Annotated in this window: 22 protein-coding genes; 11 read left to right on the plus strand and 11 right to left on the minus strand. The window is 67.4% G+C overall.

Features of this window, described 5'->3' with window-relative positions:
* Positions 1-55 precede the first annotated feature (55 nt).
* Positions 56-517: a DUF4304 domain-containing protein gene (locus ARC63_RS07170; RefSeq protein ID WP_057502908.1), complete on the plus strand. Its 462-nt coding sequence runs from the start codon at positions 56-58 to the stop codon at positions 515-517.
* A gap of 96 nt (positions 518-613) precedes the next feature.
* Here ARC63_RS07170 and ARC63_RS07175 read toward each other — a convergent pair whose 3' ends face one another.
* Genes ARC63_RS07175 through ARC63_RS07185 form a run of 3 tightly spaced genes read right to left on the minus strand, consistent with a single transcriptional unit; the run spans position 614 to position 2,984 of the window.
* A complete protein-coding gene (locus ARC63_RS07175; RefSeq protein ID WP_010482530.1) occupies positions 614-868 on the minus strand; it encodes a DUF6587 family protein in 255 nt (84 codons plus the stop codon).
* On the minus strand, positions 868-2,733 hold the full coding sequence (feoB, locus tag ARC63_RS07180) for a ferrous iron transporter B (RefSeq protein ID WP_049481564.1): 1,866 nt from the start codon (positions 2,731-2,733) through the stop codon (positions 868-870). The genes ARC63_RS07175 and feoB overlap by 1 nt, the downstream gene beginning before the upstream one ends.
* On the minus strand, positions 2,730-2,984 hold the full coding sequence (locus ARC63_RS07185; protein WP_005409473.1) for a FeoA family protein: 255 nt from the start codon (positions 2,982-2,984) through the stop codon (positions 2,730-2,732). Before ARC63_RS07185 ends, feoB begins: the two co-directional genes overlap by 4 nt.
* A gap of 119 nt (positions 2,985-3,103) precedes the next feature.
* Between ARC63_RS07185 and ARC63_RS07190 the strand changes: the two genes are divergently transcribed.
* The 5 genes from ARC63_RS07190 (at position 3,104) to yeiP (ending at position 6,675) form a co-directional block, all read left to right on the plus strand.
* Positions 3,104-3,892: an enoyl-CoA hydratase/isomerase family protein gene (locus ARC63_RS07190; protein ID WP_043399004.1), complete on the plus strand. Its 789-nt coding sequence runs from the start codon at positions 3,104-3,106 to the stop codon at positions 3,890-3,892.
* Positions 3,893-3,894: 2 nt separating this feature from the next.
* Positions 3,895-4,296, plus strand: a complete 402-nt coding sequence (locus tag ARC63_RS07195; protein WP_010482537.1) for a VOC family protein — start codon at positions 3,895-3,897, stop codon at positions 4,294-4,296.
* Complete coding sequence (locus tag ARC63_RS07200) at positions 4,293-5,189, plus strand: hydroxymethylglutaryl-CoA lyase (protein WP_008268685.1); 897 nt, start codon at positions 4,293-4,295, stop codon at positions 5,187-5,189. The genes ARC63_RS07195 and ARC63_RS07200 overlap by 4 nt, the downstream gene beginning before the upstream one ends.
* Positions 5,190-5,289: 100 nt before the next feature.
* The gene (locus ARC63_RS07205) at positions 5,290-6,060 is read left to right on the plus strand and encodes an SDR family oxidoreductase (protein WP_057502909.1); all 771 of its coding nucleotides are present in this window, start codon (positions 5,290-5,292) and stop codon (positions 6,058-6,060) included.
* 48 nt (positions 6,061-6,108) lie between these two features.
* On the plus strand, positions 6,109-6,675 hold the full coding sequence (gene yeiP, locus ARC63_RS07210) for an elongation factor P-like protein YeiP (RefSeq protein ID WP_005409468.1): 567 nt from the start codon (positions 6,109-6,111) through the stop codon (positions 6,673-6,675).
* A gap of 164 nt (positions 6,676-6,839) precedes the next feature.
* Here yeiP and ARC63_RS07215 read toward each other — a convergent pair whose 3' ends face one another.
* The 4 genes from ARC63_RS07215 to ARC63_RS07230 form a co-directional block, all read right to left on the minus strand.
* Positions 6,840-7,532, minus strand: a complete 693-nt coding sequence (locus ARC63_RS07215; RefSeq protein WP_057502910.1) for a COG3650 family protein — start codon at positions 7,530-7,532, stop codon at positions 6,840-6,842.
* 83 nt (positions 7,533-7,615) lie between these two features.
* On the minus strand, positions 7,616-8,008 hold the full coding sequence (locus tag ARC63_RS07220) for a nuclear transport factor 2 family protein (protein WP_010482541.1): 393 nt from the start codon (positions 8,006-8,008) through the stop codon (positions 7,616-7,618).
* The gene (locus tag ARC63_RS07225; protein ID WP_057502911.1) at positions 7,989-11,138 is read right to left on the minus strand and encodes a multidrug efflux RND transporter permease subunit; all 3,150 of its coding nucleotides are present in this window, start codon (positions 11,136-11,138) and stop codon (positions 7,989-7,991) included. The genes ARC63_RS07220 and ARC63_RS07225 overlap by 20 nt, the downstream gene beginning before the upstream one ends.
* A 36-nt stretch (positions 11,139-11,174) precedes the next feature.
* The gene (locus ARC63_RS07230) at positions 11,175-12,323 is read right to left on the minus strand and encodes an efflux RND transporter periplasmic adaptor subunit (RefSeq protein WP_057502912.1); all 1,149 of its coding nucleotides are present in this window, start codon (positions 12,321-12,323) and stop codon (positions 11,175-11,177) included.
* A 129-nt stretch (positions 12,324-12,452) separates the two neighbouring features.
* Between ARC63_RS07230 and ARC63_RS07235 the strand changes: the two genes are divergently transcribed.
* Together ARC63_RS07235 and ARC63_RS07240 are read left to right on the plus strand one after the other, a co-directional pair.
* Positions 12,453-13,169: a response regulator gene (locus ARC63_RS07235; RefSeq protein ID WP_020424480.1), complete on the plus strand. Its 717-nt coding sequence runs from the start codon at positions 12,453-12,455 to the stop codon at positions 13,167-13,169.
* Positions 13,169-14,245 (plus strand): ATP-binding protein, encoded by a 1,077-nt coding sequence (locus ARC63_RS07240; protein WP_019338525.1) that lies wholly within the window; start codon positions 13,169-13,171, stop codon positions 14,243-14,245. Before ARC63_RS07235 ends, ARC63_RS07240 begins: the two co-directional genes overlap by 1 nt.
* Here the strand turns inward: ARC63_RS07240 and ARC63_RS07245 are convergent.
* From ARC63_RS07245 to ARC63_RS07255, 3 genes are all read right to left on the minus strand, one after another.
* Positions 14,223-16,121 carry an Lnb N-terminal periplasmic domain-containing protein gene (locus ARC63_RS07245; protein ID WP_425513163.1) on the minus strand — a complete coding sequence of 633 codons (1,899 nt, stop codon included), beginning with the start codon at positions 16,119-16,121 and terminating at the stop codon, positions 14,223-14,225. The genes ARC63_RS07240 and ARC63_RS07245 overlap by 23 nt on opposite strands.
* A 10-nt stretch (positions 16,122-16,131) precedes the next feature.
* Positions 16,132-16,431 (minus strand): DUF2388 domain-containing protein, encoded by a 300-nt coding sequence (locus ARC63_RS07250; RefSeq protein ID WP_010482550.1) that lies wholly within the window; start codon positions 16,429-16,431, stop codon positions 16,132-16,134.
* A 62-nt stretch (positions 16,432-16,493) separates the two neighbouring features.
* Positions 16,494-17,882, minus strand: coding sequence for an FAD-binding oxidoreductase (locus ARC63_RS07255; RefSeq protein WP_053442937.1), 1,389 nt, complete (start codon positions 17,880-17,882; stop codon positions 16,494-16,496).
* A gap of 169 nt (positions 17,883-18,051) precedes the next feature.
* On the opposite strand from ARC63_RS07255, the gene serA reads away from it, so the two are divergent.
* A complete protein-coding gene (gene serA, locus ARC63_RS07260) occupies positions 18,052-19,293 on the plus strand; it encodes a phosphoglycerate dehydrogenase (RefSeq protein WP_010482552.1) in 1,242 nt (413 codons plus the stop codon).
* A 94-nt stretch (positions 19,294-19,387) separates the two neighbouring features.
* Here serA and ARC63_RS07265 read toward each other — a convergent pair whose 3' ends face one another.
* A complete protein-coding gene (locus ARC63_RS07265) occupies positions 19,388-20,002 on the minus strand; it encodes an NUDIX hydrolase (protein WP_082587827.1) in 615 nt (204 codons plus the stop codon).
* A 133-nt stretch (positions 20,003-20,135) separates the two neighbouring features.
* Here ARC63_RS07265 and ARC63_RS07270 point away from each other — a divergent pair, with 133 nt between their 5' ends.
* On the plus strand, positions 20,136-21,611 hold the full coding sequence (locus tag ARC63_RS07270; protein ID WP_057502915.1) for an amino acid permease: 1,476 nt from the start codon (positions 20,136-20,138) through the stop codon (positions 21,609-21,611).
* Positions 21,612-21,693: 82 nt separating this feature from the next.
* A complete protein-coding gene (locus ARC63_RS07275; protein WP_010482555.1) occupies positions 21,694-23,121 on the plus strand; it encodes an amino acid permease in 1,428 nt (475 codons plus the stop codon).
* Positions 23,122-23,154 lie beyond the last annotated feature (33 nt).

A 23,154-nucleotide genomic window follows, 5' to 3' on the forward strand; every position in this document is an offset into this window, starting at 1 on the left:
CCGTCGGGCACTGCGCCTCAAGGCTGTGGCCCGTCTTCCGGCCCAGGCAGAACCCATGAAATCCTCGACCGTCTTCAGCAAGTGCGCCAGGAAGACCGGCTTTGCCGGAACGTCTACGACCCGCTACCGCTTGCTGGATGCCGCCCTGCTTGTCGTGAATCACCAACGCGCCAACGAAAACCGGGGCTTCTATGTGAATGCTGGACTCTACTTTCCAGAGCTGCTCGAGTATCCGCTCGCGCCTGACGATCTTGAAACGGCCTTCAGGTACCGCTCCAGCATTCCCACGCCCCATGTCGACTGGCGGATCGAAGAGACGCCAGGCCTGCGCCGGACCTTCATCCAGCAGGATCTTGAAGATCTGCTGCAGGCCGGCAACCGCGACGCGCTGAAAGGCCTGCTGCTCTTTGCCCTTGCCGACGTGGCCGGCTTCGCGGCCAGCCATGGAAACCGGGAATCGGTGCGGCGATTGAATCAGGATGGTCGCTTCCGGGCGATCATCCGGAGAGAGGTTTGAATCCGGAGAGCGTGCGAACCAAGGTTCGCACCCACAGGGGGAGGGCCCGCACCCACCGGCAGAAGGTTCGCAGCCACCAGCGCAGGAAAAGCAGCGTCAGTGCTGCTTCGGTGGAGTTGGCCCGCAGCTGTCACAACCACCACAGGCACCACCACCTCCAGTCGCCGGCGGCGCGATCTTCCGCCCCAGCGCCTGCATCCAGCCGGGGCGACCCGGCTTCAGCAGGGCCAGCGCCAAGGCCCCGCGCAGCGTGCGCACGGTGCCCGGGAACTGCTTCTTCAGCACCACCCAGGCACTGACCAGCACGGCCACCGCGATGATCAGGTACTGGATCAGCAGGCCGGTATCCATCAGCCGCCTCCCAGCGCCTTGGTCACCTGGTAGGTGATCAGCGCAGCCACATAGGCCGCGGCGAACAGGTAGAACGCGGCGAAGCCCATCTGCTTCCACGAATTGGTCTCACGCTTGATGGTGGCCAGCGTCGAGATGCACATCGGGGCGTAGATGTACCAGACCAGCAGCGACAGCGCGGTCGCCAGCGACCAGCCGTCGCTGATCAGTGGGGTCAGCGCCTGGCTGGCGGCATCGTCATCGGCCGCGGACAGCGCGTAGACCGTGGCCAGCGACGATACCGCCACTTCGCGCGCGGCCAGGCCCGGGATCAGTGCGATGCAGATCTGCCAGTTGAAGCCCAGCGGCGCGAAGAACACGGCCATCGCATGGCCGATCTGGCCGGCGTAGCTGTAGTCGATGGCCGGCATCGTGGCGCCAGCGGGAGCCGCCGGGAACGACAGCAGCACCCACAGCAGGATGGTCAGCGCCAGGATGATGCCACCGACGCGCTTGAGGAAGATCATGCCACGCTCGTACAGGCCCACGGCCAGGTCACGCGCATGCGGCAGGCGGTAAGACGGCAGCTCCAGCATCAGTGGATGCTCACTCTTGTCGCGACGCCACTTCTTCATGATCCACGACATCGCCAGCGCGCTGAGGATACCGGCGGCGTACAGGCCGAACAGGACCAGCCCCTGCTGGTTGAACACGCCCCACACCGTCTTCTGCGGAATGAACGCACCAATCAGCAGCGCGTACACCGGCAAGCGTGCGGAACAGGTCATCAACGGCGCCACCAGGATCGTGGCCAGGCGGTCACGTGGGTCCTGGATGCTGCGCGTGGACATGATGCCCGGCACTGCGCAGGCAAAGCTGGACAGCAGCGGGATGAACGAGCGGCCGGACAACCCGGCGGCGGCCATCATGCGGTCGAGCAGGAACGCCGCGCGCGGCAGGTAACCGGACTCCTCCAGCACGAGGATGAAGAAGAACAGGATCAGGATCTGCGGCAGGAACACCACCACGCCACCGACACCAGCGATGATGCCGTCGGTCAGCAGGCTGGCCAGCGGACCTTCCGGCAGCACGCTGCCGACAAACTCGCCCAGCCAGGCAAAGCCGGCTTCGATGCCGTCCATCAACGGCGTCGCCCAGGCGTACACCGCCTGGAAGATCAGGAACATCACCACCGCCAGGCTGACCAGGCCGAACACCGGGTGCAGCAGCCAGCGGTCCAGCGCGTCGTCGATCTTCGCGGTCCGCGCTGGCATCCGCACGGCGACCGACAGGATCTCGCGCACCTTGGCATGGTAGTCGATGCCACCTTCCGGGCCCGGCACCGGTGCATCCAGGTGCGGCACCATCGCATCGAGGCGCTCGACCAGGGCCTTGGCGCCTTGCTTGCGCACCGCCACGGTCTCCACCACCGGCACGCCCAGCTCGCGCTCCAGCGCGGCCACGTCCACCTGGATGCCGCGGCGCTGGGCCGCATCGACCATGTTCAGCGCCACCACCATCGGCTTGCCCAGCTCGCGCAGTTCCAGAGCGAAACGCAGGTGCAGGCGCAGGTTGGTGGCGTCGATCACGCACAGCAGCACATCCGGCGCGGCTTCGCCCGGATAGAAACCCCGGCACAGGTCACGGGTGATCGCCTCGTCCAGGCTGGCCGGATGCAGGCTGTAGGCACCCGGAAGGTCGAGTACCGCGAACTCGCGGCCGGACGGCGCACGCAGGCGGCCTTCCTTGCGCTCGACGGTGACGCCGGTGTAGTTGGCAACCTTCTGCCGGCTGCCGGTCAGCTGGTTGAACAGAGCGGTCTTGCCGCTGTTGGGGTTACCGACCAGCGCAACGCGCAGGGGGGCGGTAGTGGCAGTAGCAGTCATGCGCGTCGTTCCTGGCTGGCGGCGTCCACCACGACCCGCTTGGCTTCACTGATCCGCAGCGCGAAACGGGTGAACCCGACCTGCACCAGCAGCGGCTCTCCCCCCACCGGGCCCTTGGCCACCAGGCGTACTTCCTCGCCCTTCACGAAACCCAGCTCGCGCAGGCGACGGGCGATGGCATCGTTCGCATGCAGGTCCTGCACGGACTCGACCACGGCCGAGGTGTGCAGCGGCAGTTCGGACAGCGTCATCTAGCGTGTTCTCTGCTGGATGTAAATGGTTCTCGATTCTAACATTCCCGCGTCGCGTCATGGCCCATGACCAATGGCCCGCTATGATCCATACAGGTATGGAGTGACCCTGGAATCCCATGAACGATGCTTTGCAGATCGAGCGCAGCGGCGCCGCCCTCACCCTCTGGCTGAACCGGCCGGAGCTGCACAACGCCTTTGACGCCGGGCTGATCGCCCGGCTGACCGCCGCACTGGAGGCCGCCGGCCACGATGCTTCGGTGCGCGCGGTGGTGCTGGCCGGCCACGGCGCCTCCTTCTCGGCAGGTGCCGACATGCAGTGGATGCGCGGCATGGCGGCGGCCAGCGAAGCCGATAACCGCGAGGACTCGCTGGCCCTGGCCCGGCTGATGCGCACCCTGGACGAGCTGCCCAAACCGACCCTGGCCCGGGTCCATGGCGCGGCCTTCGGCGGCGGCGTCGGCCTGGTCGCCTGCTGCGACATCGCCATCGCCAGCACCTCGGCCCGCTTCGGCTTGACCGAAAGCCGCCTCGGCCTGCTGCCGGCGGTGATCTCGCCCTATGTGATCGAAGCCATCGGCCCGCGCCAGGCCCGCCGCTGGTTCGCCACCGGCGAGCATTTCGACGCCGACACCGCGCTGCGCATCGGCCTGGTCCACCAGCTGGTCGAGCCCGAACGCCTGGACGAGGCCGTGCAACGCCAGCTGGCCCTGCTCGACAAGGCCGGCCCGATCGCCTCGTCCACCGCCAAGCAACTGGTCCGCCAGGTCCGCGACAGCCATGACCGCGACACCCTGGATCGCGATAATGCCGCCCTGATCGCGCGCCTGCGGGTGTCCGCCGAAGGCCAGGAAGGCCTGGGCGCCTTCCTCGACAAGCGCGCCCCCCACTGGGTCACGGAAGCCTGAACATGCTCGATCATCTTGGTTTGACCAGCGCCGACCTGGCGCGCAGCAAGGCCTTCTTCCTGCAGGCACTGGCGCCGTTGCAGATCGGCGTGGTGATGGAAGTGACCGCCGAACAGACCGGCGCCCACGACCACATCGGCTTCGGCAACGACGGCAAGCCGTTCTTCTGGCTTGGCAATGGCGGCACTGCCAGCCACGGCGTGCACGTGGCTTTTGCCTGCGCCAGCCGCGCCCAGGTGGACGCCTTCCATGCCGCCGCGCTCGCCGCCGGCGGCCGCGACAACGGCGCCCCGGGCCTGCGCCCGTGGTACCACCCCGACTACTACGGTGCCTTCGTACTCGACCCGGATGGCAACAACATCGAGGCGGTCTGCCACCGCCCTGCCGATGGGGCAACCGCATGAGCGACTACGTCCGCATCGTCGAGGTCGGCCCGCGTGACGGCCTGCAGAACGAAAAGCAGTCGGTCTCCACCGCCGACAAGATCGAACTGATCAACCGCCTGTCGGCCACCGGCCTGCGCAGCATCGAGGCGACCAGCTTCGTCAGCCCGAAGTGGATCCCGCAGCTGGCCGACGCCGCCGAGGTCTATGCCGGCATCCAGCGCCGGCCGGGCATCCACTACCCGGTACTGGTGCCGAACGAACAGGGCTACGACCGTGCCCGTGCGGTCGGCGTGGAGGAAGTGGCAGTGTTCACCGCCGCGTCCGAGGCGTTCAACCGCACCAACACCAATGCCGGCATCGATGAATCGCTGGCCCGGTTCGAGCCGATCCTGCGCCGCGCCGCCGCCGATGGCGTGCGCGTGCGTGGCTACGTCTCCACCGTGCTCGGCTGCCCCTACCAGGGCGAGGTGCCGCTGGCCGACGTGGTGCGGGTGGCGCGCGCCCTGCACCAGATGGGCTGTTACGAAATCTCACTGGGCGACACCATCGGCGTCGGCACCCCGCGCAAGGCACGGGCGATGCTGCAGGCGGTCGCCGCCGAGATCCCGATGGCGGCGCTGGCCGTGCATTTCCACGACACCTACGGCCAGGCCATCGCCAACATCGCCACCTGCCTTGAAGAAGGCGTGCGCGTGGTCGACAGCGCGGTGTCCGGCGCCGGTGGCTGCCCGTATGCGAAGGGCGCCAGCGGCAATGTGGCCAGCGAAGACGTGGTCTACCTGCTGCAGGGCCTGGGCCTGGACAGCGGCGTGGACCTGCCGGCCCTGGCCGAAACCGGCCGCTGGCTGGCCGGCCTGCTCGGCCGCGCCACCGCCAGCCGCACCGGCCAGGCGCTGGCCGCGGCCGGTTGACCACCGCACTGCGCCGCCCCGCAAAGGCGGCGCAGTGCACAACAGCGGCGGTCGCGGCTTCCGTTAGAATCGGCGGTTCTCGAACCTGCAGGACCGTTCAATGCAGCTGTCTTCCGTACGTGCCGTGATCACTGGCGGCGTTTCCGGCCTCGGCCTGGCCGTGGCCCAGCACCTCGTCGCCCAGGGCGGCAAGGTGGCCCTGTTCGACCTCAACGACGACAAGGGTGCAACCGCCGTTGCCGGGCTGGGTACCGACAAGGCCCGCTATTTCAACGTCAACGTCAGCGATGAGGCAGCCGTGGCTGCGGCCATCGACCAGGCCCACGATTTCCTCGGCGGCCTGAACGTGGCGATGAACTGTGCCGGCATCCTCGGCGCCGGCCGCGTGCTGGGCAAGGAAGGCCCGATGCCGCTGGCTGGCTTCCAGGGCACGGTGATGGTCAACCTGGTCGGCAGCTTCAACGTCGCCAAGGCCGCGGCCAATCGCATGCAGCACAACGAAGCCGGTACCGACGGCGAGCGCGGCGTGATCATCAACACCGCCAGCATCGCTGCCTATGAAGGCCAGATCGGCCAGGCCGCGTATGCCGCCAGCAAGGGCGGCGTGGTCTCGATGACGCTGCCGATGGCGCGCGAACTGTCGCGCTTTGGCATCCGCGTCAACACCATCGCCCCGGGCGTGTTCTGGACGCCGATGGTCGATGGCATGCCCGAGGCCGTGCAGCAGTCGCTGGCCGCCTCGATCCCGTTCCCGTCGCGTCTGGGCAAGCCGGAAGACTTCGCCAGCCTGGTCGGCTTCATCCTTGGCAACACCTACCTCAACGGCGAGACCATCCGCCTGGACGGCGCTACCCGCCTCGCTCCGAAGTGATTCCCCCGGGCGCCGGGACGGCGCCCTCCCCCAACGACCTAGATCACCATGAAAGCCAACGACATCAAGAAGGGCAACGTCGTCGAGTACAACAACGGCGTGTACCAGATCCGCGACATCGAGCGCAGCTCGCCGCAGGGTCGCGGCGGCAACGTCCGCTTCCGCTTCATCATGTACAGCGTGCCGGGCGGCAACAAGCTCGACGCCAGCTTCGATGCCGACGACAACCTGGTCGAGGTCGAACTGCTCCGCCGCCAGTCCACCTATTCGTACAAGGATGGCGATGCCTTCGTGTTCCTCGATGACGAGGACTACACCCCCTACACCCTGGACGCGGACGTGATCGGCGATGACGCCGGCTACATCACCGACGGCCTGACCGGCATCTACGTGCAGGTGATCGACGAGCAGCCGGTGGCGATCCAGCTGCCGGCCTCGGTGGTGCTGGAAGTGATCGAGACGCCGCCGGAGCTGAAGGGTGGCACCGCGACCAAGCGCCCGAAGCCGGCCAAGCTCAACACCGGCATCGAAATCATGGTGCCGGAGTACATCGTCAACGGCGAACGCGTGCTGGTGAACACCGCCACCGGCGAATTCGCTGGCCGTGCCGACTAAGCGCCTTGCGCTGATCGGCTGCCTGTCCCTGCCTGCGGCGTGTTCGCCGCAGGCAGCAAGCAGCGCATCGTTGATAGCAGTGGTGTAGAGCCGAGCCCACGCTCAGCTGCAGTGCCTGTGCAGAGCACAACGCAGCCGAGCGTGGGCTCGGCTCTACAGAGGGCTTACGGCTGCTTCGCGCCGAAATTGCCACAGCCGTGGTACTGGCGCGTGCCGACTGTCAGCATCACCTTGGCCTCGAACGCCTCGCCACTCATGTCGTCCTGGCAGGTGGTGCGCTGGAAGCTGAGCTTGACGTCGGTGCCATCGGATGCCTTGCCACTCCAGCCATCAGCACCTTTGGTGGGCTTGGCGACATCGAAGCGGCGCTCGCCATAGTCGACTTCCACCTGCAGGCCCGGCGTGTCGCCATCAACGACCGCAAGCCACCCCGGCTCGTTGCCGGTGGCACGGAACGCGGCGTTGCCGGCACTGCCATCGCCTTCAGTGGCTTCGACCGCATGGCACTCGCGATCGGCTTCGCCCTTCAGGCTCAACAGGCCGTCATCGCTGCCCTTGGTCCAGAAGCTGTTGCCCTGGCCATCGCCATACTTGGCGCCGGATGCCGCGCGTTCGGAGGTCATGGTGAAGGTGCGGTCGCCGATCACCACCGTGGCTGCATCCTCGCCATTGAAGGTCGCGCGCACGCTGAGATCACCACACTGGTAGGCGGTCTCGCTGCCACCTTCGGTGCTGGCGCCCGGCGGCGGCGTGGCAGGCGGGGCATCATTGCCGCCTGCGGCGGGCGGCGGGGCTGGCTGGCACGCGGCCAGCACCACCCCGAGGGAGGCTGCCAACAGACTGGGAACTACACGCATGGCTCGACTCCTTGTCGACACTACAGAGAGGCTCGACCCTACCACCTGCCGGTGAGCGGGGCCTGAAAGCGGCCTGACCGCACTCAGGCGGCCAGCACCGCCATCGACAGCAGCTGTGCGCCACTGCCGCCGGAACTGCAGGTCCAAACGCGCAACAGGCGCAGCTTCACTTCACGCTCCTGGTCCTGCTGCCACACTGACAACCGCACGTTGCTGGACAGCAGTGCCAGGCGACCACACAGCAGCGTTTCAACTGCGTGCAGCTGCAGGCTGCGCACCTGCAGTCCGCCGGCCAGCCAATCGCCCAGCCACGGCAGATCGAGCATGCGCCCGCCCTGTCCGTCCATCATGAACAAGGCCGGCGATACCAGCGCGGTCAGCGCATCGTGATCATTTTCCAGCAACGCTGCGCACAGGCGCTGCTCCAGCACCATCAACTGTTGTTCATGCAGATCTTCAACGATGTTCCGTTCCATCCACGGATCCCTCCGGCATCGGCCGGCGCTTGCGCAGGCGTTGCGCGATCCACTGCCGCGCGCCCTGCACTACTACATAGAAGACCGGTACGAAGAACACCGCCAGCACGGTCGCACTGACCATGCCGCCGAACACACCGGTTCCAATCGCCTGCTGGGTTTCCTTCGACGCGCCCTGCGCCAGCATCAGCGGCACCACGCCCAGCGCGAATGCCAGCGAGGTCATCACGATCGGCCGCAGGCGCAACCTGGCCGCTTCCAATGCCGCCTCGACCAGGCCGCGACCCTGCTGCTGCAGCTGGCGCGCGAACTCGACGATGAGGATCGCGTTCTTCGCCGACAGCCCGATCACGGTAATCATGCCGACCTTGAAGAACACGTCGTTGGGCATGCCCCGCAGCAGCACCGCGGCGACCGCACCGAGCAGGCCCAGCGGCACCACCAGCATCACCGCCAGCGGGATTGACCAGCTCTCATAGAGAGCCGCCAGCACCAGGAACACCACCAGCATCGACAACAACAGCAGCCACGGTGCCTGCGCCCCCGACTCCCGCTCCTGCAGCGACTGGCTGGTCCACTGCAGGGCAAAGCCGGACGGCAGCTTCTGCGCCAACCGCTCCATCTCCGCCATGGCCTGGCCGGTCGACACGCCGGAGGCCGGTGCGCCGGACAGGTTCAGCGCCGGGAAGCCGAGATAGCGCTGCAGCTGCAACGGCGCCTCGGTCCAGTGCGGCGTCACCAGTTCCGACAACGCCACCATGCCGCCTTCGCTGTTGCGAACGTACAGCTTCAGCACATCCTCCAGCTCCATCCGGTGCGGTGCATCGGCCTGCAGGATCACCTGCTGCAGCCGGCCCTTGTTGGGGAAGTCGTTGACGTACTGCGAGCCCATCGCCGCCGACAGCGTGCTGCTGATCTGCTCGAACCCCACGCCCATCGCCTCGGCCTTGGCACGGTCGATGTCCAGCCGCACGCTGGTGCCTGCTGGCAGGCCATCGGCATGCACCTCCGACAGCAGCGGACTGGCCTCGGCCAGCTTCAGCAGCTGCTGCAGGGCCGCGCGCAGCTCTGCCTGGCTCTGCCCGGTGCGCGCCTGCAGCGCCAGTGAGAAGCCGGAGGAGCGTCCCAGGCTGTCGATGGCCGGCGGCATCACGCTCATCACCTCGCCCTCGGCAATCGTCGCCATCGCCTTCTGCGCGGCCTCCACTTCGCCGGCCGCGGTGGCTCCTGCACGCTCGCCCCAGTCCTTCAGCATGGTGTAGGTCAGCGCCGCGCTCGGGCCGGACCCGGAGAAGCTGTAGCCGAGGATCGACTGGTTGGAGCCGATGCCCGGGCGTGACGCCACATGCCTTTCGTAGGCTTCGACCACGGCCAGCGTGCGCTCGGCCGTCGCTTCGGCCGGCAGCTGGATCGAGGTCATGAAGTAGCCCTGGTCCTCTTCCGGCAGGAATGCGCCCGGCAGCCAGTGCAGGCCCAGCAGCAACGCCGCCACCAGCGCGGCGAACACGCCCATGACCCGCCCGCTCCGCTGCAGCACCGACGCCACACTACGCTGGTAACGCCCGGTCATCCGCTCGAAGCCACGGTTGAAGGCGCCGAACAGCCCACCACGACCATGATGGCCATGGCTGTTCGGGCGCAACAGCGTCGCGCACAGCGCCGGCGTCAGGCTCAAGGCCAGCAGCGCCGAGAACAGGATCGACACCGCCATCGCCACGGTGAACTGGCGGTAGATCGCGCCCACCGAGCCGCTGGCCAACGCCATCGGGATGAACACCGCGGTCAACACCAGGGTGATGCCGATCACTGCGCCGGTCAGCTCACGCATCGCCTTGATGGTGGCCTCGCGCGGCGGCAGCCCTTCTTCGGCCATGATCCGTTCCACGCCCTCGACCACCACGATCGCGTCGTCGACGATGATGCCGATTGCCAGCACCATGCCGAACATGGTCAGCACGTTGATCGAGAAGCCCAGCGCCAGCATCACAGCGAAGGTGCCCAGCAGTGCGATCGGTGCCACCAGCGCCGGGATCAGCGTGTAGCGCCAGTTCTGCAGGAACAGGTACATCACCGCGAACACCAGCAGCATCGCCTCCTGCAGCGTCTGCACTACCTTCTGGATCGAGATCTTGACGAACGGCGCGGTATCGAACGGAATGCTCGCTTCCACGCCGCGCGGCAGCAGCGGTGCCAGCTCGGCCATGCGCTCACGCACCGCCGACGCGGTGCGCACCGCGTTCGCGCCAGGACGCAGCTGCACGCCGGCGGCGGTGGCCGGATGGCCGTCCTCGCGGGTGCCCCAGGCATAGCTCTGGGCGCCCAGCTCGACGCGGGCGACATCGCCCAGCAGCACCCGCGAGCCGTCGGCCCCGGCGCGCAGCACGATGGCAGCGAACTGTTCCGGCGTGGACAGTTGGCCGTCGGCACTCAACGGCACGGTAATGCGCTGGCCCGGCACACCCGGCGAATCGCCGATGCGTCCCGGCGAGATCTCCAGGTTCTGCTGCTCGATGGCGGCGGCGACGTCGCCCATGGTCAGGCCGTAGCCGGTCAACCGGGTCGGGTCCAGCCACACACGCATCGCCTGCTCGGCGCCGAACAGCTGCACGCGGCCGACGCCATCGATGCGGCGCAGCTCTTCGATGATGTTGCGCGCCATGAAGTCGCCCAGCGCCGCTTCGCTGACGCTGGCATCCGGCGAACGCAGGCCGACCAGCATCAGGAAGCCGGAATCGGCGGCCTCCACGAACAGGCCGTTCTGGCGAACGCTGCGCGGCAGGCGCGGTTCGATCGCCTTGATCCGGTTCTGCACGTCCACCTGCGCCAGCTCCGGGTTGGTACCCGGCTTGAAGGTCGCAGTGATCGAGGCTTCGCCGGAGGTGTCCACCGACGACTCGAAGTACAGCAGGTGCTTGACGCTGGACAGCTCGCGCTCGATCAGGCCGACCACCGCGTCATTCAGCGTCTGCGGGCTGGCACCGGGGTAGCTGGCATAGATGCTGACGCTGGGTGGCGCCACCGCCGGATAGCGCTCAACGGCCAGCCGTGGGATTGCCAGTACGCCAGCCAGGATGATGAAGATCGCCAGCACCCAGGCGAACACCGGGCGATCGATGAAGAAACGTGCCATGTTGGATTTCCCTGGAGGGACCAGCCCGGTAGAGGCTCAGCCCTTGCTGCCGGCCTGCACCGCGCCGGCGCTGGCGACCGGCATCTGCCAATCGCGCGCATCGACCACCACGCCTTCCTGCAGGCGTTCCTGGCCCTCGACCACTACCTTTTCGCCCGCCTTCAGGCCCGTGCGCACCAGCCACTGGCGATCAACGCTGCCGTCGACCTCCAGCGTGCGGATTACCGCCTTGCCATCGCCACCGATCACCCAGGCATAGGCCTGGCCACCGGCGCTGCGCAGCACGGCCTGCTGTGGCACGGTCAGTGCACTGGCCGGCGCACCACGCGGCACCCTCGCGCGCACGTACATGCCCGGCAGCAGCTGGCGCTGCGGGTTGTCGACCAGAATGCGGAGGATCACATCACCGGTACGCGCATCGACGTTGATGCCGGAGAACAGCATCTGGCCGCGCTCGGACAGCGGCTTGCCGGCCGCACCGATGATCGTCACCGGCAGCTCGCCGCCACCGGCAGCGCTGCGCTGCAGTGATTCCAGCTGGGCCGCCGGCTGGCGCACATCGACGTAGACCTGGTCGATCTGCTGCACCACCGCCATCGGCTCGGCATCGGCCACGCCCACCAGTGCGCCTTCGGTCACCAGCGCCTGGTCGATGCGGCCGGCAATCGGTGCACTGACCGTGGCATAGCGCAGGTCAAGCTGGCGACGGGCCAGGATCGCGCGCGCCTCGTTCACCGCGGCACGGGCCTGTTCGTACTCGGCACTGGCATCGTCGCGGTGCTGCTGGCTGACCGCCTGCGCGGCCGCCAGTGCATGCAGGCGCTGTGACTGCACGCGGCTGCGGCCCAGCGCCGCTTCGCTGCGCTGAAGTGCTGCCAGTGCCGAATCCACGTCTGCACGGAATGCTGCCGGATCGATCTGGAACAGCGCCTGGCCGGCGCTCACTTCTGCGCCCTGGTCGAACAGGCGGCGTTGCACGATGCCGCCCACCTGGGCACGGATCTGTGCGGTGCGCACGGCAGCCACGCGGCCGGGCAGTTCGTCATCGCGCTGTACCACCTGCGGGCCGACGGTGACCACGCTGACACGCGGTGTGGCTTCCGGCGTAGCTTCGGGGGTTGAGCAGGCCGTCATGGCCAGGGCGAGGGCCGCGATCAACGTGGCCGGAGTCCTGAAGGTTCTCATTGCTGTGCACAATGCCGCGCAGGCGGCTGATAGGTTCTGAAGCGTGAAGTGTGCGTGGCAATGATGGGGTTTCGATGGAGGAACTGTGGAGATACGATGGAGGCAAGCACCTTAAGGCCCCGCCCCTGCATGCATGCCGCCCCTGCCCTCGCCGCCCTCGTCCTGATCGTCGAGGATGAGGCCGAGATCGCCGATATTCTCACCGCCTATCTGGAACGCGAAGGACTGCGTACACTGCGCGCCGCCGACGGCCACAGCGCACTGGACCTGCACCGCAGCGCCCGCCCCGACCTGGTCCTGCTCGATGTGCAGCTGCCGCGCCTGGATGGCTGGAGCGTGCTGACGCAGCTGCGCCAGCGCGGCGAAACGCCGGTGATCATGCTGACCGCACTGGACCAGGACCTGGACAAGCTGACCGCACTGCGCATGGGCGCCGACGACTACGTGGTCAAGCCGTTCAATCCGGCCGAAGTGGCAGCACGCGTGCGCGCCGTGCTGCGGCGTACGTTGCGCGCCTCGCGCGTGGATGCACCGACCGCGCTGCGGGCGGGCCCGCTGCTGATCGACTCGGCCACCCATGCCGTGCATGTGGAGGGCGAAGGCTACAGCCACGAAGTGCTGCTCACGCTCACCGAGTTCAAGCTGCTGCACTGCATGGCGCTGGCGCCGACCCGCATCTTCAGCCGCAGCGAACTGATGCACGAATGCCTGCCGGAAAGCGAAGCGCTGGAACGCACCGTCGACAGCCATGTCAGCAAGCTGCGCCGCAAACTGGACGAAGTAGGCATGGTCAATGTTCCGGCCAGCGTGCGCGGTGTCGGCTACCGGCTGATGGCCGACCGCTGATGGCGCACCTGCGCCGCTCCGGGCTCAGCCGACACATCATCGTCTCGATGTCGTTGATGGTGATCGGCGTCATTGTGATGATGATCCTGTCGTCATGGCTGCTGTACGCGGTGCTGGTCGAGTTCTTCCCCGGCAGTGCCGAGGAACCGGAAAGCTGGCTGCCGACCGGCCCGGAGCTGGCATGGATGGTCGGGGTGATCCTGACCGGCCTGGCACTGGCCATCGCCGCCTCGTTCCGACTGGCGCATCGCATCCTGTCGCCCTTGAATTCGCTGGTCGACAGCGTGCGCGCGCTCGCCGGCGGCGACCTCGGTGCGCGCGCCAGCGTCGAGGAAAACTCACCGGGCGAAGTGGCAACCCTGGTCGAGGATTTCAATGCGATGGCGCGCCGCCTGCAGCACATGGAGAGCGAGCGCGCGATGTGGCATGCGGCTATTGCCCATGAATTGCGGACCCCGGTGACAATCCTGCGTGGCCGCCTGCAGGGGCTGGCCGAGGGCGTGTTCCAGCCGGACGAGTCGCAGTTCCGCAGCCTGCTTGCCCAGGTCGAAGGGCTGTCCCGCCTGATTGAAGATCTGCGCGTGCTGAGCCTGTCCGACAATGCGCGGCTGGACGTGCGTCGCGCGCGCACCGACGTGGTGGCCGAGGTGCATTCGGTGATGACCCTGGTCGATCCGCAGTTCCGCGCTGCAGGCTTCGTGCTGGAGCTGGAAACCAGCCGCGAGGAACACAACGCGCACTGTGATCCCACGCGCCTGCGCCAGGCGCTGCTGGCACTGCTGGAAAACGCGCGCCGCTATGCCAGCCCGGGCAAGGTACGGATTGCCGTGCATGACACACCAGGCCATGTACAGGTAGCAATCGAGGATGAGGGCCCGGGCATCGATCCGGAGCTGCACGCCGACATCTTCAGCCCGTTCATGCGTGCCGACGGTTCGCGTTCACGCCAGGGCGGCGGCAGTGGCCTCGGCCTGGCGGTGGTCAAGGCCATCGCCGACGCGCACGGCGGCCGCGTCTACTGCACGGCGGGCAACGCCGGTGGCAGCCGTTTCGTCATCGAACTGCCGCGCCAGTAGCGGGTGCGGCCGCCTGTTCCCGCAGGCGCGCGCCGAGTGCGGCGAGGTTGGCATCGATCGCATCCATCTCGTTGCGCTGGCCTGCCGGCAACTGCTGGCGCAGCTGCACGCGCAGCGCCTGCCAGGCCGGCACCGCCTGTGCGCTGGCGGTGGCAACCGCTTTGGCCAGCACCGCCTGCTCATCGACCAGCGGCAACCCATAGCCACCGTCCGCCAGCAGCGTACCTGGGCGCAACCATTGCCCACCCTGCTCCAGCAGCTGGCGCAGGCCGCGCGTCTCGGCACTGTCCGGTGCGGCCAGCAAGCGTCGTTTCAGCACATCGCGCGCACGCAGCTCGGCGCGGCGTTGCGCCGCCTGCTCCAGCAGCAGCAGCCCGGCGCTGGCACGCAGGTCACCCTGCAGCAGCCACGGCGCACGCTGCGGTGCGGGCAACTTCAGCCAGCCGCGCACATCGCGCACCGGCAGCCCCAGCTGTGAGCTCGCCACCGCGAACAACTGCTGGTAGTGGTCGCGCGCCGAAGCAAAGTAGTACCCCTGCGCCTGCGCTGCATTGCGGTCCGTCAGCACCCCCTCGTCGAGTACGTCCAGCCGCACCAGTCGCCGCTTCAGTCCGCGCGGGCTCAGCTGGGCCAGCCCGGCCTCGCCCAGCCGCGGCACGCCCGCCTGTAGCAGCTTGGCGGTTTCCACCGCGCAGTTGTTGCTGATGAAGTAATAGCGCCCGTCATAGTTCCAGTGCACCTGTGCAGTGCGCTCGAGCAGGCTGGCGATCTCGCCGGGCGACAACTGCAACGGCAGCGACTGCAACCCACGCAGTTCCACCTTGGTGTACTCGTCCACCACCTGCTGCAGCGGCAGCACGAACAGGCGCGACGGGTAGCCGCCGGTCAGGCCACGCCAGTTGGAAATCTGCACATCGCCGACGAATGCGCGGAACGACAGCACGCGGTGGTATTCCAGGTCCAAGCGACAGTCCGGCCCCGGCGCACGGCCTGGCCGGCAGATCACCAGCCGCAGCATGCTGTGGCCCCAGCGGCTCATCGGCTGCGCACTGCCTTCGGCGAACAGGTAATCCACCGCATGGACACGCGCGGGGTCGAGCTGCAGCAGCGATGCCGCACCCTCCTCCGATTCGGCCTGCAGCAATGGCAACGCGGTCGCGCAGTGCGACTGCGGCAGCGATGGCGGGGTTCCGAAATGGACCTGGTACCACTGCGCCAGCGCCGGACGCCGGCAGGCGAACTCAGCGTCCAGCAGGAAATGCTCGGCGTTCACCGCCAGGTACTCGGCCGGGTCCTTCAGTTCATACGCATCGGGACTGCGGTCACGGAAGTCGTTGTCGCCACGGCCGAGATGCCAGGGCTTGCGCTGCCATCCGGCCAGATCACGCCAGCGCACACTGCGCGACCAGTTCGCCCCCGTAGTACGGTCGGCGACATGGGCCAGTTCGTGTACCAGCGCGCTGCGGCGTGCGCGACGCGCGCCGGGCACGGCATCATCCAGCAGCTCGCGACGCAGGGCGATGCGCCCGGCGAAGGCCCGGCCGTGCACATCGGCCGGCAGGTCATCACGCCAACGCACCTGGACCTGTGACGGCAATGCACGCAGCAGGCCATCGGGCAGCAGGGACTGCACGTCGGCCAGGGTCTGGCTGGCGAGCTGCTGCTGCGCCGGGTCGAGACCGGACGGATCAAGCAGCAGGCGATCAGCCGCGTGCGCGGAAGGGATGAGCAGCCACGCCAATGCGGCGATCCACCCGCACCGCCCGCTGTGCCTCTGTAGAGCCGAGCCATGCTCGGCTGAATGCCCGGCGCATGCGGATCGCAACAGCAGCCGAGCATGGCTCGGCTCTACAGAAGGCGATGACGCCGAGGTCATGCAGCCTGGATCAACGTGCCAGCAGCGCGCGGGCCAGTTCCAGATCGCTCTGCTGCTGTGCCGCGGCGCTCTGCTCACGCAGGTGGACCAGTGCGGCCTGCAGGCGGGCGCCACGAATCTCGCCATCGCTGGCGACGAATGCAGCCGCATCGTCGCGTGCAGCCAGCACCACCTTGTCATCACCCGAGCTGCTGCCCGAGGAACCGGAGGACGCACCCGTGGCCGAACCGGCCGACGTACCGGCGAAGCTGGAAGCGAAGCCGGCCAGCGGCAGGGACAGCAGGGCGAGCAGCAGAAGCGGACGGGTCATCGGTTCGAAGCCGGTTGTGAGGAAGCGTGGAGCGTAACGGGTGCGTGAAGGATTTGTCCGGCTCAAACGTCGAACAGCTTGCCGGGATTCAGCCGCGCTTGGGGATCGAACGCGCGTTTGACCGCCTTCATCAGCGCGATCTCGGCCGGGCCGCGGGTGCTGTCCAGGTAGCCCTTCTTGACCAGGCCGATGCCGTGTTCAGCCGAAATGCTGCCGTCGAAGCGCGCCAGTACCTGCGCCAACAGCTTGGTCACCTGCTCGCACTGCGCCACGAAATCGGCGTCGCTGGTGTCATCCGGCTTGAGCACGTTGATGTGCAGGTTGCCGTCACCGATATGGCCGAACCACACCACGTCGAAGTGCGGGTATGCCTGCCCGATCAATGCCTGGGTTTCAGCCAGGAACGCCGGCATCGACGAGATCCGCACCGAGACATCATTCTTATAGGGCTTGTAGCGCGCCAGCGACTCGGTGATGCCTTCGCGCAGGCGCCACAGCTGGGCGGCCTGGGCGTCGCTGGCGCTGATCACCCCATCGCTGACCCAGCCGTTGCCCATGCAGTCCTCGAAGGCCGCCATCGCCGCCGCTTCCTGAGCGTCGTCGCCGGCGGCGAACTCGGTGACCACGTAGTACGGATGCACCTCGTCGAACGGCGCCTGCGCACCGTGCGCCAGCACGTGCTCCAACGCCCGGTCGGTGAAGAACTCGAAGGCCTGCAGCTGCAGGCGCGCGCGGAACGCAGCAAACACCTGCATCAGCACTTCGAAACTGGGCAGTGCCAGCAGCATCACGTTGCTGGCCGGCGGCGGGTCGGTCAGCTTCACCGTGGCTTCGACGATCACGCCCAGCGTGCCCTCCGAGCCGATCAGCAGCTGGCGGAAGTCATAGCCGCTGGAGTTCTTGATCAGGCCCTTGTTGAGCTCCAGCAACTCGCCGCTGGCGGTGACCACCTTCAGCCCGGCGATCCATTCGCGGGTGTTGCCGTAGCGGATCACACGGATGCCGCCGGCATTGGTGGCGATGTTGCCGCCGATCGTGCAGGACCCGCGCGCGGCGAAATCTACCGGGTAGATCAGGCCGTGGTCCAGCGCGGCATTGTGCACAGCTTCCAGTGGCATGCCGGCCTGCACCACCAGGGTGCGATCGACCGCGTCGTAGGCCAGTGCCTTGTTCATCCGTTCCAGGCTGAGCACCAGCTCGCCGTTGGCCGCCACCGCGCCCCCGGAGAGGCCGGTGCGGCCGCCGGACGGCACCACGGCCACGCCCTCGCCTGCACTCCAGCGCATCACCGCCTGCACCTCCTCGACCGTGGCCGGCAGTGCGATCGCCAGCGGCGCCGGCGTCCAGCGCCGGGTCCAGTCGCGCCCGTAATGCTCCAGGTCGGCCGGGTCGGTCTTCAGCTTCAGGCCGGGACAGGCCTGCTGCAGCGAGGCAATGCGGGAATCGGTCATGACGGTCCAGCGCGGTGCGTGAAGAACGGGCAAGCGTGCCAGCGGCGCGCGCCAGCGTCCAGCCCCGCAGCCGCGCCGATCGCTACGGATGCAACCAATTGCGCACTGCACCATGGGGGCTTCGATCTGGCATAGTGGTCAGCCCCTGTCCCACTGGCCGTGTTGCCCCATGTCGCCGAAGAAGACCTCGTTCCCGAAGCAGGATATCCGCGTGCTGTTGCTGGAGGGGGTCAGCCAGACCGCCGTGGAGGTATTCAGCGCGGCCGGTTACAGCCAGATCGAAGCGCACACCAAGGCGCTGCCCGAGGACGAACTGAAGGCACGCATCGCCGAGGCGCACATCGTCGGCATCCGCTCGCGCACCCAGCTCAGTGCCGAGGTGCTGGCCGAGGCCAAGCGCCTGATCGCGGTGGGCTGTTTCTGCATCGGCACCAACCAGGTCGACCTGGACGCGGCCGAGCTGGCCGGTATCCCGGTGTTCAACGCGCCCTACTCCAATACCCGCAGCGTGGCCGAGCTGGTGATCGCCGAGGCCATCATGCTGACCCGCGGCATTCCGCAGAAGAACGCCGAATGCCATCGCGGCGGCTGGTCGAAGTCGGCCAGTGGCAGCCATGAAGTGCGCGGCAAGACGCTGGGCATCATTGGTTACGGCCACATCGGCACCCAGGTCGGCGTGCTGGCCGAATCGCTGGGCATGCAGGTGATCTTCCACGACGTGGAAACCAAGCTGGCGCTGGGCAATGCCCGTGCTGCCGCCAGCCTGGACGACCTGCTGGCGCGCGCCGACATCGTCACCCTGCACGTGCCGGAAACCCCGTCCACGCAGTGGATGATCGGCAGCACGGAGCTGGCCAAGATGCGCAAGGGCGCGCACCTGATCAACGCCGCGCGCGGCACCGTGGTCGACATCGATGCACTGGATGCCGCACTGGCCAGCGGTCACGTCGGCGGCGCTGCACTGGACGTGTTCCCGGTCGAGCCGAAGGGCAACGGCGATATCTTCGAATCGCCGCTGACCCGCCACGACAACGTGATCCTGACCCCGCACGTAGGCGGCAGCACGCTGGAAGCGCAGGACAACATCGGCGTGGAAGTGGCGGCCAAACTGGTGCGCTACAGCGACAACGGCAGCACCCTGTCGGCGGTCAACTTCCCGGAAGTGACCCTGCCCGAACACGAAGACAGCCTGCGCCTGCTGCACATCCACCAGAACGTGCCGGGCGTGCTGTCCAGGGTCAACGAGATCTTCTCGCGCCACAACGTCAACATCGACGGCCAGTTCCTGCGCACCGACCCGAAGGTGGGCTACGTGGTGATCGACATCACCGCCAGCGAGGCGCAGGCCGCCGCCGTGCGCGACGAGCTGGCCGCGATTCCGGGCACGCTGCGGACGCGCATCCTGTATTGACGCGCGTCCCGCCTTGCACGTGTAGAGCCGAGCCCATGCTCGGCTGCGGTTCCGGCCCGCATCGAGCCGAGCATCGGCTCGCCTCTACAGGTTGCTAGCGCGCCAACCACCGGCGCGCCATGCGCTGCATCGACTCATCCGATTCCGGATCGGCGGCGACTTCGGTCACCGGCCGCCACGCCAGCTCCAGCGACTCCTCGCTGAGCACGAAGGCCTCGCCACCCAGCGCCCGGATCACGAAACGCACGTCGTAGTGCCAGTGTCCCGGCACGTCCTTGCGCTCCGGAATCCAGTGCTTGTCGATGTCGAAGATGGCCGGGTCTTCCAGCACCAGGCCGCTCAGGCCGGATTCCTCCTCGGCCTCCTTCAGCGCCACCCGGGCCAGGTCGCGGTCGCCATCGGCGTGGCCGCCCAGCTGCAGCCAGCGCTGCAGCTTGCGGTGATGGGTCAGCAGCAGGCGCTGGCCATCGGCACTGACCAGCCAGCAGCTGGCGGTGAAGTGGCCGGCCAGGCGCTCGCGGCGGAACGGATCTTCCGGATCGTCCAGCAATGTGCCGAATTCGGCAGCCAGTGCGTCGTGGGCAGGCTCGCGGCGGGCATAGTCCCGCAGCAGGCCACGCAGGCGATCGTCAAGCACGGCAAGGGTTTCGGCGGTCTGGCTCATGAATGGGCGGCGTTTGGAAAAATACTGCTCATTATCGCCGTTCATTGTTGCGATTGCGCTTGTGCGTTGGCTTCAGCTTTGGCTAAGGTACAGCGGGCCGTTCGCGCGGCCTTCACCATTCCAGGGTTGCCGGCAACGTATCGGCGGCCCACCCCATCCGATCACTAGGAAGTACTGCATGCTGAAAGCTCTGTTGAGGGTCAAGCCGGTTGAACCGGCCGGGCACGTCGATGCCGGCGAACCCATCGAAGGCAGCCTGGACGGCGAAGCCACGTTGAAACGGACCCTCACGGCTAAACACCTCATCCTGCTTGGCGTGGGTGCGGTGATCGGCGCAGGTATCTTCGTGCTGACCGGCCAGGCCGCGGCCAACCACGCCGGCCCGGCCGTCATGCTGTCGTTCGTGATCGCCGGTTTCGCCTGCGCCCTGGCGGGCCTGTGCTACGCCGAGTTCGCGGCGATGATGCCGGTCTCCGGCAGCGCCTACTCCTACTCCTACGCCACTCTCGGCGAAGGCATGGCCTGGTTCATCGGCTGGTGCCTGGTGCTGGAATACCTGTTCGCTTCGGCCTCGGTCGCGGTGGGCTGGTCGGCCTACCTGATCAGCTTCATCACCACCACGCTGCACATGCCGTTCCCGGATGCACTCAGTGCCGCGCCCATCGCCTGGACAGGCAGCGAGTTCATCGCCTCCGGCAAGCTGTTCAACCTGCCAGCGGTGCTGATCGTGGCGGCGGTGTCCGGCCTGCTGTACGTGGGCGTGACCCAGTCGGCCTTCGTCAACGCGATCATCGTGGCGATCAAGGTCTCTGTCATCTGCCTGTTCATCGGCATCGGTGCGGCCCACATCGACCCGGCCAACTGGCAGCCGTTCATCCCGGAAAACACCGGCGTGCCGGGTGAGTTCGGCTGGAGCGGCGTGTTCCGCGCGGCCACCATCGTGTTCTTCGCCTACATCGGCTTCGATGCGGTCTCCACCGCCGCCGGTGAAACCAAGGATCCGCAGCGCAACATGCCGATCGGCCTGCTCGGCTCGCTGGCCGTGTGCACCCTCGTCTACATCATCGTCTGTGCGGTGCTGACCGGCATGATGCCGTACCACCTGCTGGGCACCGACAAGCCGGTGGCGACCGCGCTGGAGCCCTACCCGACCCTGTCCTGGCTGAAGACGTTCGTTGAGATCGGCGCCATCGCCGGCCTGTCCTCGGTGGTGCTGGTGATGATGATGGGCCAGACCCGCATCGCCTACACGATCTCCCGCGACGGCCTGCTGCCGAAGTTCTTCGGCAAGGTCCACGCCCGTTTCCGCACCCCGTACGTCGCCACCATCGTGGTCGGCGTGATCGCCGCCGCACTGGCTGGCCTGGTGCCGCTGAACGTGCTGGGTGAACTGGTGTCGATGGGGACCCTGCTTGCCTTCGCCACGGTCTGCATCGGCGTGCTCGTGCTGCGCTATTCCAAGCCGGAGATCCATCGCCCGTTCCGCGTGCCGATGGTGTGGATCATCTGCCCGCTGGGCGCGGCCACCTGCCTGTTCCTGTTCTGGCAGGCGTTCGTGGTGCACTGGCACCTGTTCGTGGGCTGGACGCTGCTCGGCCTGCTGATCTACCTGGGCTACGGCATCCGCAACAGCAAGCTGGCCAAATCGCCCTGATCCGCCTACGGGCCGGCCTCGCGCCGGCCCGTCCGTTTTCCCCGCGCGCCGGTCATGGCGCGCTTCGACAAGACCACCACACATGTTCAAGCAACTGTGGGCCACCAAGCACCCGCATGCCGCCCATGAAGACGCCAACGGCCTGAGCCTGCGCCGCCACCTCGGCCCCTGGGGCCTGACCGCCCTGGGTATCGGCGCGGTGATCGGCGGCGGCATCTTCGTCATCACCGGCCAGGCCGCCGCCAACCACGCCGGCCCGGCCATCATGCTGTCCTTCGTGCTGGCCGCCATCTGCTGCGCTTTCTGCGCGCTGGCCTATGCCGAGTTCGCCTCGATGGTGCCGGTCTCCGGCAGCGCCTACACCTACACCTACGCCACCTTCGGCGAGCTCTCGGCCTGGTTCATCGGCTGGATGCTGGTGCTCGAATACGGCGTCTCCGCCTCGGCGGTCGCGGTCAGCTGGACCGGCTATTTCCTCAGCCTGCTCAGCCAGTTCGACATCCATCTACCGGCGGCGCTGGTCAGTGCCCCGCTCGACGCACAGCTGCGCCCGACCGGCGCGATCGCCAACCTGCCGGCCGCCGCACTGGTGCTGCTGCTGACCTGGCTGTGCTACGTCGGCATCAGCAAGTCCTCGGCGATGAACATGGCAATGGTCGTGCTCAAGACCGGCCTCATCCTGCTGGTCATCGTGGTCGGCTGGAAGTACGTGGACACCAGCAACTGGACCCCGTTCATCCCCGCCAACGAAGGCCCCGGCAAGTACGGCATGGAAGGCGTGCTGCGTGGCGCGGCGATGGTGTTCTTCGCCTACATCGGCTTCGAGGCGGTGTCGGTGGCGGCGCAGGAATCGAAGAATCCGCAGCGCGACATGCCGTTCGGCATGATGCTGTCGCTGGTGATCTGCACCGTGCTGTACATCGCGATGGCCGCGGTGATGACCGGGCTGGTGCCGTTCCAGCTGCTCGGCACCGACGAGCCGGTGGTGACTGCCGTGGCCGCGCATCCGCAGCTGGGCTGGCTGCGCTGGGTGGTCGAGGTCGGCGCGCTGGTCGGCCTGTCCTCGGTGGTGCTGGTGATGATCATCGGCCAGCCGCGCATCTTCATGATCATGGGCCGCGACGGCCTGCTGCCGCCGGTGTTCACCAAGATCCATCCGAAGTACCGCACCCCGCACATCAACACCGTGATCACCGGCATCGGCATCGCGCTGCTGGCGGCGCTGTTCCCGCTGGACATCCTCGGTGAGCTGACCTCGATGGGTACACTGATCGCGTTCGCCGCCGTGTGTGCCGGCGTGCTGATCCTGCGCCGCACCCAGCCGGACCTGCCGCGCCCGTTCCGCATGCCGATGGCCTGGCTGATCTGCAGCCTGGGCGTGCTGAGCTGCCTGGCGCTGCTGTCGGCGATGACGATGCACAACTGGATGCTGATGGGCGTGTGGACGTTCGTCGGTTTCGTGATCTATTTCTGCTACGGGTTCAGGCACAGCCGCCTGCGGGGTAAGTAAGGTTTTCTGAATTGCAGGGCCTGCGGCCCTGCA

The sequence above is a fragment of the Stenotrophomonas geniculata ATCC 19374 = JCM 13324 genome (assembly GCF_001431625.1).
Classification (GTDB): domain Bacteria; phylum Pseudomonadota; class Gammaproteobacteria; order Xanthomonadales; family Xanthomonadaceae; genus Stenotrophomonas; species Stenotrophomonas geniculata.